The organism is Bacteroides sp. BFG-606, assembly GCF_024788145.1.
In the GTDB taxonomy this organism is placed as follows: domain Bacteria; phylum Bacteroidota; class Bacteroidia; order Bacteroidales; family Bacteroidaceae; genus Bacteroides; species Bacteroides vicugnae.
Genome location: NZ_JANUIL010000001.1, coordinates 6,472,224 through 6,485,295 on the forward strand (window position 1 = coordinate 6,472,224; position 13,072 = coordinate 6,485,295).

Genomic DNA, 13,072 nt, shown 5'->3' on the forward strand with positions numbered 1-13,072 from the left:
TTTGAATAAAAAAACTGCACTCTTCAAACTCTAATCCCAGAAAGTTTCAAGAATTCAACTTTGGCAGGTCTTCTGACTTACTCCATTTTCCTAACGCCCTTCCCATCTCTCCAAAGTGAGACAGTGGATTTGAGTATTGTAGGAAAACTATTGGCGGAGCTTACAGCAGCGGGTCTGTTCAGGATTTACACCTGATTCCCTTTTCACCACTCTTCCGTAGCATCGGACGAGTGACACCAAAATTTCTGTGGCAAATATACACTAAATAGAAATAAATCAGAAGAAAATTCGAATTAAAATAAAAACAAACTAATAATAAGTCCTATCTTTGCCCCCGAGAGCATCCACTATTATTTTTTCTAATTAAAAGCCGTATAAAAGTGAAATCTCCAATCTCAACTATCGCATTACTATGCCTCTTCTTTTTGGCAAGCTGCATATCTCGTAATAAAACATCTCTGGAGGTATTTAAGCAAAATATATATATCCCCGAATATGCTTCAGGATTCAAGATTCTAGGCGCAGAGAATTTTGCCAGCACCCTTATACAGATAACGAATCCATGGCAAGGGGCTAAAGACATAACAATGTCCTATTTCGTTTCACGCAACGGTGAACAAGCGCCCGCCGGATTCAATGGACCTATAATTCCTGCCGGAGCGAAACAAATCGTATGCATGTCTTCTTCTTACATTGCCATGCTCGACGCGTTGGGAGAAATAAACAGAATTGTCGGAGTGTCAGGTATCGATTACATTGCCAATCCTTATATTCTTGCCCACAAAGATTCGATCAAGGACCTGGGACCGGAAATGAATTACGAGCTATTGATCAGCCTAAAGCCTGATGTGGTATTATTATATGGAATAGGTGATGCCCAAACCGCTGTGACGGATAAACTAAAAGAACTCTCTATACCCTATTTGTATATGGGAGAGTATCTGGAAGAATCACCACTCGGCAAAGCCGAATGGATGCTTGTTCTTTCGGAGCTGACGGACAAGCGGGAGGAAGGAATGGAAATATTCAGAGAAATCCCCAAACGCTATTATGCACTAAAAACACTTACAGACTCCGTCAAGCAACGTCCTACCGTTATGTTCAATACTCCGTGGAACGACAGTTGGGTGATGCCTTCCACACAAAGTTACATGGCACAATTGGTAACTGATGCAGGTGCGGATTACATCTACAAAGAAAACACTTCTAACAGTTCCACTCCCATCGGACTGGAAACGGCTTACAAACTGATACAAAAGGCCGACTACTGGATTAATGTAGGCATGGCTTCTACGTTGGATGAACTAAAGACGGTCAATCCTAAATTCGCAGATGCCAAGGCAGTACGCGAAAAAACTGTTTACAACAACAATTTACGAACAACGCCGACAGGAGGCAATGACTACTGGGAATCTGCAGTGGTACGTCCCGACATCGTATTGCGTGACCTGATTCATATCTTTCACCCCGAACTCGTATCCGATTCACTTTACTATTACAGACATCTGGAATGAAACAACCTGATAAACGTACTCCCTTTTTATTCATTACACTGGGTATAGTTGCCATACTGTTATTACTGATAGACATGGCAACGGGAGATACATATATTCCAATCACCAAGGTATGGACTGTACTCACAGGAGGCGAATGTGATGAAATGACACGTAATATTCTCCTTTCTATCCGTTTCATACGGGTAGTGGTAGCGGCTTTGATAGGAATAGCACTCTCCGTTAGTGGTTTACAGATGCAAACAGTATTCCAGAATCCGTTGGCAGACCCCTACCTGCTGGGAGTAAGTTCCGGTGCAGGACTGGGCGTAGCTCTGTTCATACTAGGTGCTCCATTACTTGGATGGGCGGAGTTTCCAATTCTTCAGTCACTGGGTATCGTTGGTTCGGGCTGGATAGGAACTGCTGTAATCTTATTGGGAGTAGCCATTATCAGCCGGAAAGTGAAGAACATTCTCGGTGTACTGATTATGGGAGTTATGATAGGTTATGTGGCAGGCGCCATTATCCAGATTCTGCAATACCTAAGTTCTGCCGAACAACTGAAAATGTTCACACTCTGGTCAATGGGTTCTCTTAGCCATATCACAGCCACCCAACTGGGAATTATGCTACCTATGCTATGTATCGGCTTACTGATTTCCGTAGCCTGTATCAAATCGCTGAACCTGCTACTGCTCGGTGAAAACTATGCACGAACGATGGGAATGAACATAAAACGTTCACGCACGTTCATCTTTGTTTCTACCGCACTGCTGACAGGAACGGTCACCGCTTTCTGTGGTCCGGTAGGATTTATCGGTCTGGCAGTACCGCACGTCACACGACTGCTGTTCAACAATGCCGACCACCGGATACTTGTCCCCGGCACCATGCTGACAGGACTTATCAGTATGCTTCTCTGCGACATCATCGCCAAGAAATTCCAGCTTCCGGTTAACTGCATCACCGCCTTGCTAGGTGTTCCGGTTATTTTATGGGTAATCACCAAAAACTTGCGTAGATTCAAATGATAGAGCTTAAAGAACTGACATTAGGATATGGACAGCGCACGCTGTTGGAAACCGTAAATACCCGAATCACGGGCGGACAACTCGTCGCCCTGCTGGGACGTAACGGGACGGGAAAAAGTACCCTGCTCCGTGCTATGATGGGATTGGAAAAGCCTCAATCAGGAGAAATTACTCTGCAAGGAAAAAACATAGCTTCATTGAAACCGGAAAAATTAGCCCGGAATATCAGCTTTGTCACCACCGATAAAGTACGCATCGCCAATCTCCGCTGTAAAGATGTAGTAGCTTTAGGACGTGCTCCCTACACCAACTGGATCGGTCAACTGCAACCGGAAGACCAAAAGCGAGTGGACGACGCTATGCAGCTAGTCGGTATGTCCGGTTATGCAGAAAAGACAATGGACAAAATGTCCGATGGCGAATGTCAGCGAATCATGATTGCCCGTGCCCTTGCACAGGATACTCCCGTCATCCTGCTTGATGAGCCGACCGCCTTCCTGGACTTACCCAACCGCTACGAGCTCTGTTTACTTTTAAAGAAACTGGCACAGGACGAGGGCAAATGCATCTTGTTCTCCACTCATGACCTCGACATCGCCTTATCGCTCTGCGACTCCATCATGCTCATAGATAATCCGCAAATGTACACACTACCTACTCAGGAAATGGTGACCAGCGGACATATAGAAAGACTTTTCCGCAATGAATCAGTCACGTTCGATGCGCAGGAGATGAGAGTACGCATCAAATAAACAAACAGATATCCGACAAGAATCAGACTGTGTATAAAATAAATAGGTAGCATTCATTTGGGTTCTATATAAATTCGCTATCTTTGCCCCCGAATTGGTTTCAGATAGCCATATCAACTATCTGAATTAAAAGGGAATCGGGTGTAAATCCCGGACAGTCCCGCTGCTGTGAAACTCTATTCAACTTCTTGATATTTACTTTTACCACTGACCGGGTATGATAGATAGTCAAGGTCGGGAAGGAATCAGGAAGGGAGTCAGTCAGAAGACCTGCCATTCATACCTTAATAGCTGTTTTTACTCGTGGGATAGGAAAACGGCAGACTGTAAAAAAAATAATCGGGTAGTCATGACATCGGAAATGATTGAAGGAGGATAAATTCTCTCTAGCTAAAATATCAAAAGGACGGCATTAAACCGTCATGCTCAATGTGTGCGTATCCCCGCAGAAGTGATTTCTCCGGGGGTACTTTTTAGCCAAACTAAATATCATCATATAATAATCACAATGGAAGTTCTAAGAAATTTATTTGAAGGTTACCCCAATCTTTGGGGCGGCGGAGTAGCACACTCCGTACTGATTCTGTCACTAACCATAGCGTTTGGAATCATCCTTGCAAAAATCAAAGTGCGGGGAGTATCTCTGGGAGTTACCTGGATACTCTTTGTCGGAATCGTATTCGGTCATTTCAACATGAATCTGGACGAACACCTGCTCCACTTTCTGAAAGAATTCGGATTGATTCTGTTTGTTTACTCAATTGGCCTGCAAGTGGGGCCCGGCTTTTTTTCGGCATTCAAAAAGGGTGGCTTCACCTTGAATATGCTGGCCATGCTAGTAGTAGTATTAGGAGTAACCATTACTATCATCCTGCACTTCACCACCGGAACTCCGATTACCACAATGGTAGGTATTCTGTCCGGAGCCGTCACCAACACTCCGGGACTGGGAGCCGCACAACAGGCCAACAGTGATTTGAATGGTATAGACGCTCCCGAAATTGCTTTAGGATATGCTGTCAGTTATCCGCTGGGTGTAGTAGGTATCATCCTCTCACTGCTTGCTTTGAAATATCTCCTGCGCATCAATACTGCTCAAGAAGAAAAAGATGCAGAAGTCGGTCTGGGACATCTTCAAGAACTTACTGTACGCCCTATCTCCATCGAGGTGAGAAACGAATCGGTAGACGGTATCAAGATTAAAGAACTCCGCCCGTTACTGAACCGTAAATTTGTCATTTCCCGCATCAAACACCGCGAAGGTGGAGAAACCGAATTGGTTAATTCCGAGACAACCCTACATGTAGGGGATATCATATTAGTGATCTCTACCCCGATTGACGTGGAAGCAATCACTGTATTCTTCGGAAAGGAAATCAAAATGGAATGGGAACAACTGAACAAAGAACTCATTTCACGCCGTATCCTGATTACTAAACCGGAATTGAACGGGAAAACACTCTCACAACTTAAAATCAGAAATAACTTCGGAGCAAACATCACCCGCGTCAATCGTTCGGGAGTAGACTTGGTAGCTTCTCCACAATTACAGTTACAAATGGGAGACCGTGTCACCATTGTAGGTTCCGAACTGGCTGTTGCTCATGCAGAGAAAGTACTTGGCAACTCCATGAAACGCTTGAATCACCCGAACCTGATTCCTATCTTTATAGGTATCGCTTTAGGATGTATCCTGGGAAGTCTTCCTTTCGCATTTCCCGGAATCCCGCAACCTGTGAAACTAGGACTGGCAGGCGGTCCGCTCATCGTTTCTATCCTGATTAGCCGTTTCGGTCCGAAATACAAGTTGATTACTTATACCACCATGAGTGCCAACCTGATGCTTCGTGAAATCGGTATTTCCATCTTCCTCGCCTGCGTAGGTTTGGGAGCAGGCGAAGGCTTTGTAGACACAGTCATTCATGGCGGAGGATATGTATGGGTAGGCTACGGAGTCATTATAACCATCCTGCCACTTCTGATTACAGGATTGATAGGACGATATTATTGCAAGCTGAATTATTTCACGCTTATCGGTGTTCTGGCAGGTTCTACCACCAATCCGCCGGCATTGGCTTACTCCAATGACCTGACCTCTTGTGATGCTCCTGCCGTTGGTTACGCTACGGTCTATCCGCTCACCATGTTTCTGCGAGTATTGACGGCACAAATATTGATTCTGTCGTTGGGATAATAATACCCTACTTCTTGCATATCAGCATACGAATCAACAAAGTGCCTCTTCTTATCTCATTACTATATAGCAAAAATTACCATTTGGTAATTTTTATCTCCTCTCATAACCCTACCTTTGTCGCCATTTTCAATGACAAAGGTAGAAAGTTATGAAAGATAGTATTGATTTCGGCAGTATGAACATCTCCACGTTGTTCCGTAAGTTACTAATTCCTACAGTACTTGGGATGGTATTCTCGGCTCTGTTCGTTATTACGGACGGTATATTTGTAGGAAAAGGAATTGGCAGTGACGCACTGGCAGCAGTAAATATCACTGCACCGCTTTTTATGATTGCAGCAGGGATTGGACTGATGTTCGGAGTGGGAGCTTCGGTGGTGGCTTCCATTCATTTATCTCAGGGAAAACGCAAAGTGGCAAGTATTAATATCACTCAGGCAATTGCTTTTTCCGCATTGCTCATACTTATCCTGTCTGCTCTGTGTCTTTATTTTATAGAGCCATTAGCCAGATTATTGGGTAGTTCGGACCGGTTATTACCGTTAGCCATAGAATATATGGCATGGTACATCCCTTTTCTCGTATTCTACGAAGTATTAAATATAGGAATGTTCTGCATCCGCCTGGATGGTTCGCCCACCTATGCCATGATGTGTAATGCGGTTGCAGCCATACTCAATATCATACTGGATTATATATTTATCTTCGAATTTGGTTGGGGAATGATGGGAGCAGCTTTTGCCACCAGTCTGGGGACTGTTGTAGGAGGGCTGATGACACTGATTTACCTCCTCCGTTTCTCTCGTACCCTCCATCTATGCCGGATAAAATTAAGTATCAAAAGTCTGTTACTGACTCTTCGCAACATCGGCTATATGATTAAACTGGGAAGTTCTGCTTTTATCAGTGAAGCCTCCATTGCCTGTATGATGTTTCTGGGAAACTACGTTTTCATCCACCATCTCGGTGAAGACGGAGTGGCAGCATTCAGTATTGCCTGTTACTTCTTCCCTATCATCTTCATGGTCTATAATGCCATTGCACAATCCGCACAACCGATTATCAGTTATAACTTCGGAGCCGGACAGCCCGAACGTGTACGAAAGACACTGCATCTCGCCATTCGGACCGCTTTAATCTGCGGTATCAGCTTTTTCATTCTTACCGTACTATGCTGCCAAGACATCGTTTCATTATTTATTGACCGCAGTTACGCTGCATTCGATATAGCAGTAAACGGGCTTCCTTATTTTGGAGCAGGATTCATCTTCTTTGCCGTCAACATGATTGGCATTGGTTATTACCAGAGTGTCGAAAGAGGTCAGCGGGCAACAATTATCACTCTTCTCCGGGGAGTAGTGTTTATGTTGATCGGATTCTTTGCGCTCCCTCCGGTATTGGGTACACCGGGTATCTGGCTAGCCGTACCATTGGCAGAGTTATTAACCACTTTCTATATTTTCGGAATTTATTTGAAAGATCGTTTCATTGTCTGCCGACGATAAGTATCTTTGCAATATGAGAACATTCATTGAAAAACTTTGCGATAGATACAAGGTATCAAAAACCGATGTACAGTCTCTACTGAACTGTATGGAAGAGGTGCATTTCAAAAAGAGAGATTTAATAGTACGCGAGGGGACAAAGAACTGTAATCTTTATTTTATCAAGACAGGAATATGGCGAGCCTATTATCATAAAGACGGAGTGGACACTACCATCTGGTTTGCTTCAGACGGAGAAGCTGCTTTCTCCGTCTGGGGTTATGTAGATAATGCCTACTCATTAATAAATATTGAGGTCATGTGTGACAGTGTGGCCTATTGTATTTCCCGAACAGCTCTGAATCAGCTATTCGCCTCATCCATCGGACTCGCTAATTTGGGGCTCCGCCTCATGGATCATCAGTTTCTTCAACAGGAGAACTGGCTTATCAGTTCGGGAAGCCCACGGGCTAAAGAACGCTATCTCAACCTTATCAAAGAGACTCCGGAATTATTGCAATATGTACCTTTAAAACATATTGCGTCTTACTTGTGGATAACTCCGCAGTCGCTAAGTAGGATTCGGGCGAAGATAGCATCTTCTCCGCAATAATACTATGCTTTCGCGGTCTTCACCCCAAAAGCACAATAAGTCAAATAACCCACACAAGCTAAAGTGACAAAAACGCCTCCAATAATACCTACTGTTCCAATCGCAAATCCAATCACCGGAGTAACTACTCCACCTCCGGCAACAGCAGTAATCATCAGCCCTGAAATCTGGTTTGCTTTTTCCGGCCTTGCCTGTAAAGCCATCGAATAAATGATAGAGAATACCGATGAAGCAAAAAAACCGACAGCACCGATACAAATCAGATTTATCATATCATCTTTCACAAAGGCCAGAATAAGCAAAGAGATCATACAGGCAATAATATTCACACGGAAATATTTCATTTCAGCAATACGGGCTAACAAGAAAGCACCCAGCAAAGCACCTACCGTACGGCTTAAGAAATAAACCTGTGGAGCAAACTTCACTTGTTCTGCCGTCCAGTCAAATCGTTCCGCCATCAGTTTGGAGCTGATAAAATTGGTAGCAACATCTACACCGACAATAAAGAAGATACCCAAAAATAACAGCAGAATCGTTTTATCTTTCAAAAGAGAAAAAGTATCACTGATAGAAAGTTGTTGGGTCGCGGCACTAGAATCTTCCCGTTTAACAGGAGTAGCCATCAGCCAAACAGCGGATAATAACGTGATGAACCCTAATATAGGGAAGCAATAATACCATTTGTCGTCTCCAAAGTGTGCTACAGCCAGCAATACAATCTCTGGTCCGACAAGAGAAGATACTGCTTTGATTACCTGTCCTGCCGTCAGACTACTGGTTAATAATCGTTGACCAGTTACTACATTACTCAGTAACGGATTCAGTGAAACTTGCAGAATAGCGTTACCTATACCTAACAACGCATACGCAATCATACAAGTCATGCTATCATAAATAACCAAAGGCAGAAGCATACCTACCACCGTTATTCCCATACTAAGCAAGACCGTATTCTTACGCCCCCATTTGTTCATCTGATTTCCAATAGGAATACCCAAAAACAGGAACCAGATAAAAACTAACGAAGGAACAAATCCGGTCATCGCAGGAGACCAATTGAAAGTACGTTGAACATAATCGGAAGAAATGCCGACTATATCACAGAAGCCCATAACAAAGAACCCGAAAAGAACGGGAAGGGCGGCATATATAGATTTTTGTGTTTTCATTTAACGACTCCCCAAGCTTTATTAGGTGTATCTCCCATTTCCAATATCAATTCACCTCCTTTTAGTAATTCTGATGCCGGAAAATAAAAATGATCAAGTTTCTCCCCGTTTAACACTGCACTTTGAATATATTTATTCTTTCTTGAAACATTTTTAGCAACAATCATGAACTGTTCCCCCCCGATTGTAAAGTCTTCCCAATTTAATGACAGTTTTTTCATATAAAGGACTTGCTATCTCATATACGGGATCCATTTTACATCCTCCATCTGTCTGGAACAAACCTATAGCAGCCATCACAAACCATGCACTCATCTGTCCTTGATCTTCATCACCTAAATATGCATTAGCAATTCCATAACCATAATATCTATCAATCACCGAACGGACCCATTTCTGTGTCAACCAAGGCTGCCCTGCCCAATTAAATAAAAAAGCAAAATGCATAGACTGCTGATTACCTTGAACTACAGGAAAATCCCAATATTGATCATTAGGAGCATTATAACGCCATGGTTCACTAGCAGAAAATCCCCAATTCAGCCGATTCACAAACTTATTTTTCCCAATTATATCAATCAGGCCAGGTATATCCTGCGGAACAAAGAAACTAAGTTGCCAAGCATTTCCTTCCACATAATGTATATTACATCCAGATCTAAAGGGATCAAATTTTTCTACAAAATTTCCTAGTGTATCCCTCATATGAACATATCCATTTTTTGGATTAATAGCATTTTTCCACCATGAACCTCGCTGGCTGAACATCTTATAATCTTCATATTTTCCTAATGATTTTGCAAACTGAGCAACTGTCCAATCATCATAAGAGTACTCCAAAGAATTGGAGAATCTCCCTTTCTCAATAGGTACATAATGATACTGTAAATAAGGTATAAGATCTCTGTTTCCCGCAAATCCGCCAGCAACATGTGTAGCAGGAGTAGTTTGCATCTTCTTTACAGCCCTAAAAGCCTTATTTACGTCATAATCCCGAATCCCCATCTGATAAGTAGAAACTATCAACGGAATCTCATGTTCGGCTACCATAACCGGAATATACTTCATACCAGCAGGTCCTTTAGCCAACCATCCATTTGTTTCATATAAAGCTAATTGAGAATTAACCCATCTGGAAGCCCACTCCGGAGTTACCAAATTCCACACTTGATTTAAATTCCAAAATGTATTCCAAAAAGCATCACAACCTAATGCCCTATGATTCGGATCTGCCAGTTTTTGCACCTTTTTATCTGCCGACATCCATTCACCATTCACATCACTCCAAATATTCCGACAATAAGAACGATACATATTTGTATAAAAGCGTACCTTTTCCAGACGATCATTGGAAGTGATTTGTACACGACCCAAAATCTCATTCCATGTTTGTTTCTGGTTTTGTACAATAGAAGCAAAATCCCAACCAAATTTCCTGGAAATTTCTTCTTCCAGATTTTCCGATGCGTTAGCGATACTAACCAAAGAAATACCTGTACGAACTTGAACAACCGGTGTTTGTTTAGTATCAAATTCTACATACAAACCAGCATATTTCAAGTCTTTGCCTTCAATATGGTCCCTATTCAACACCTTATCTTCCACCCATCCTCCTACATTTTTAATAGGGGTATCAAATTCTATGACAAAATTTACAACATATTCCTGATCAGCATCTCCACTCCAGACATTAGGTCGAGGAGATAACTGATGACTGTATCCCTCAATTCGATAATCACTGATTTTTTTTATTTCTACATCCATCAGTTTATAATCATATTCAGTAGGAATCTGAAGATCAATCATTACACGCCCATCCTTATCTTTAGGGAAAGTATACCTTTGAAAAGATGCCCTAGTGGTAGCCGTATTCTCCACCCATATCTTCGTATCAGTCATATACACCTTATAATACCCCAATGGTGCCTCTTCTGTTTTTTTATCTATACGAGATCGATAACCCTCATCCGGTCTTAGTTCATCCCCTACCCTTATTTGAAGTTCGCCATTTGTCGGCATCATGCCAAGCCCTCCCATCGTCCATTCATGTATATGACTAAAACAGCCGATAGTTTCAAAAGTAGGTTGATAGCCTGATTGCCATCCTGCATTTTGATTATCAGGACTCAGCTTAACCATACTAAAAGGCATCCATGGTCCCGGAGCAATCATCCAACGAGAATGTCCTGTCCCTATCTTTGTGTCCACGTAATCGGCACACGATTGCAATTGTTGAGGATTACGAACCACTATATCCGAATATAGCAGATCATTATCAGCCCAAACTTTATACATGCTTTTCTGACGTCCATAAACAGCAGGCATAAGAGCCTCAAATTGATAACGAGCCGTATCCATATCAGCAGAAAAGATTTCTAGTCCGTCCAATTCTACCCTTAGTTTAGGATTTCCTGCCAAATGTTCTGCGTCAATTAACAAAGGCTGATATCTTCGTCCATTTTCCTCTATTTCATAAGGAGCTGGAGAAACACCACGTAAAAATACTTTTTTGTTTAATTTACCCAAGCCCGCCTTTTCAGGCCCCACTAATCGTATCTGGTCAAATACAATCCATCCACCTTCTAAAACTGAAATAACAACAGTGTTTCCCCCTTTTTTAATTCATCAGCAGGAATAGGAAATATTAATGCACTATTTTTAGCATTCCGTAAATCACCTTCTAAAACTTCTTTCACTCCCCCGTCTACAACAAATCTTTTGTCAACAGAGTTTATTCTAATCTTTACCACTGCCCCTATAGGACTCGCCCCCAATAAATCTACAACCAATTTCCAATCCTTAGATTTGGGAACATTTGCCAAATCAAAAAGAATGGTCGCATCATGCGTCCGCCATCCAGAAGTTCCTCCCGTACCTCCCCACTGATCTGCAGGTCCCGGTAACACATATGGAAAGTCCTTACTTACATCTGAACCTCCAATTAAAAAATAACGATCTTCATATCCGAAATCATTAGCCAGAAATTTTGTATATCCTGAAGGTCCTAATGCAAATTCAGCCGAAGAGTTATTTTTCTCACCTATTTCCCATAATGTTTTATCGGCTCTAACATATAAGACTACAAAAATTATCAACAAAAAAGAAAAAAAAAGTCGTTTCATATGTCACATTATTAAAATTATATATTCTTTATGCCCCTAATACGCGATAGTGAATATTGCAAGCTGTTGATTATTACATATTAATATAGATACTATAAATATTTATCCAATTCATTTAATGCAAACACATAGGCTCCTACAGAAATAGCGACATTAGTAGTTAGCTTAGTTTTCATTACTCCTACATATTTATTCAAATCACATGATACCAAAGTTCCATATTCCGGAACTGGAATTTCCGTCAACTTTTGCGATAAAAAACGGGACAAATCTTCAGAATCGTCCAAATCAAAAACTTCCATCTGTAATCTGGATAAGAAACGACCAGAAAAAGTAGTAAGTTTACCTCTCAACACTTCCAGAAATGAAGGCATTATATATTTAGAGGCTCCGGATAGCCCCCCACCAATCACAACTATTCCATCAATAACCGTTAAAGCATAGGCAACCGCATCTCCTGCAGCCTTTCCCAGAGAAGAAAAACTACCAATGGCCGCTACCTGATTACCCATCATTTTTCCTTCAGCAATCTCATAAATATCTTTGGGGGTCAGACATCTTTCATCCCCTGATATTTCTTTATAAACTCTATTTACAGCACGAATACTGACACTCTCTTCCGCTATTTTATCTTCGTAAAAATAATTTCTAAATATCCAAAGGTCACCGCCACAGCCATTATCGCCAGATAACAACTCATTATTAATAACAACCCCACCACCAAAGCCTGTACCTATGGTAATACCCAACAAATTTCTATATCGTTTTTTACTTCCTGAAGTTTCCAACATTTTATTTATTGCAGGCAAGACTCCTGCAAGCGCCTCTCCATAAGCAAAAAGATTACCATCATTGTTAATAAAAACCGGTAAATGGAATTTTTGTTTTAAATATTCTCCTAAAGCAATACCACCCCGAAAAGCTAGAAAGTTAGGCAGATCACCAATAACACCATTCTTATAATCTGCCGGTCCAGGAAAAGCAAAACTGATTGCTACAGGCTTCCGAGTCAGTCGTTTCATCACCTCCTCAAATCCTTTTACCAATACATCCAAACATCGTTCCAAATTGTCAGTTACAGCTGCCTTACAAACTGGACATATTATTTGCTTACAGCCCTGTATGGCTGAAAACACAAAATTAGTGCCTCCCGCATCAAGCGTCATTACGATTCGTTCATCATGTTCATACATAGTTTTCAAGATA

The 13,072-nt window shown here is 41.8% G+C and carries 11 protein-coding genes and 2 riboswitches; of the genes, 6 read left to right on the top strand and 5 right to left on the bottom strand.

What is annotated here, in order from left to right; all coding sequences use genetic code 11:
• Window positions 1-44 precede the first annotated feature (44 nt).
• Window positions 45-256: riboswitch (cobalamin riboswitch) on the bottom strand.
• 124 nt (window positions 257-380) lie between these two features.
• From NXV01_RS25195 to NXV01_RS25220, 6 genes are all read left to right on the top strand, one after another.
• Entirely contained in the window at window positions 381-1,514 is a 1,134-nt protein-coding gene (locus NXV01_RS25195; protein ID WP_195649108.1) for an ABC transporter substrate-binding protein, read from the top strand.
• Entirely contained in the window at window positions 1,511-2,527 is a 1,017-nt protein-coding gene (locus tag NXV01_RS25200) for an iron ABC transporter permease (RefSeq protein WP_074637528.1), read from the top strand. Before NXV01_RS25195 ends, NXV01_RS25200 begins: the two co-directional genes overlap by 4 nt.
• Window positions 2,524-3,279, top strand: coding sequence for an ABC transporter ATP-binding protein (locus NXV01_RS25205; RefSeq protein WP_148365171.1), 756 nt, complete (start codon window positions 2,524-2,526; stop codon window positions 3,277-3,279). Before NXV01_RS25200 ends, NXV01_RS25205 begins: the two co-directional genes overlap by 4 nt.
• A 78-nt stretch (window positions 3,280-3,357) precedes the next feature.
• Window positions 3,358-3,572, top strand: a riboswitch (cobalamin riboswitch).
• Window positions 3,573-3,787: 215 nt separating this feature from the next.
• Window positions 3,788-5,473, top strand: a complete 1,686-nt coding sequence (locus NXV01_RS25210) for a putative transporter (protein WP_217723646.1) — start codon at window positions 3,788-3,790, stop codon at window positions 5,471-5,473.
• Window positions 5,474-5,624: 151 nt separating this feature from the next.
• Window positions 5,625-6,980: an MATE family efflux transporter gene (locus tag NXV01_RS25215; protein ID WP_074637523.1), complete on the top strand. Its 1,356-nt coding sequence runs from the start codon at window positions 5,625-5,627 to the stop codon at window positions 6,978-6,980.
• 13 nt (window positions 6,981-6,993) lie between these two features.
• Window positions 6,994-7,572: a Crp/Fnr family transcriptional regulator gene (locus NXV01_RS25220; RefSeq protein WP_074637578.1), complete on the top strand. Its 579-nt coding sequence runs from the start codon at window positions 6,994-6,996 to the stop codon at window positions 7,570-7,572.
• Between the two features lie 2 nt (window positions 7,573-7,574).
• Here the strand turns inward: NXV01_RS25220 and NXV01_RS25225 are convergent, their stop codons facing one another.
• From NXV01_RS25225 to NXV01_RS25245, 5 genes are all read right to left on the bottom strand, one after another.
• Window positions 7,575-8,744, bottom strand: a complete 1,170-nt coding sequence (locus tag NXV01_RS25225) for a sugar MFS transporter (RefSeq protein ID WP_259023373.1) — start codon at window positions 8,742-8,744, stop codon at window positions 7,575-7,577.
• Window positions 8,741-8,911 (bottom strand): glycoside hydrolase family 92 protein, encoded by a 171-nt coding sequence (locus tag NXV01_RS25230; RefSeq protein ID WP_259023374.1) that lies wholly within the window; start codon window positions 8,909-8,911, stop codon window positions 8,741-8,743. The genes NXV01_RS25225 and NXV01_RS25230 overlap by 4 nt, the downstream gene beginning before the upstream one ends.
• Window positions 8,898-11,270 carry a GH92 family glycosyl hydrolase gene (locus tag NXV01_RS25235; RefSeq protein WP_259023375.1) on the bottom strand — a complete coding sequence of 791 codons (2,373 nt, stop codon included), beginning with the start codon at window positions 11,268-11,270 and terminating at the stop codon, window positions 8,898-8,900. Before NXV01_RS25235 ends, NXV01_RS25230 begins: the two co-directional genes overlap by 14 nt.
• A 56-nt stretch (window positions 11,271-11,326) precedes the next feature.
• A complete protein-coding gene (locus NXV01_RS25240; RefSeq protein WP_259011590.1) occupies window positions 11,327-11,866 on the bottom strand; it encodes a polysaccharide lyase family protein in 540 nt (179 codons plus the stop codon).
• Window positions 11,867-11,958: 92 nt separating this feature from the next.
• Window positions 11,959-13,059 (bottom strand): ROK family protein, encoded by a 1,101-nt coding sequence (locus NXV01_RS25245; RefSeq protein ID WP_258981761.1) that lies wholly within the window; start codon window positions 13,057-13,059, stop codon window positions 11,959-11,961.
• Window positions 13,060-13,072: the final 13 nt, after the last annotated feature.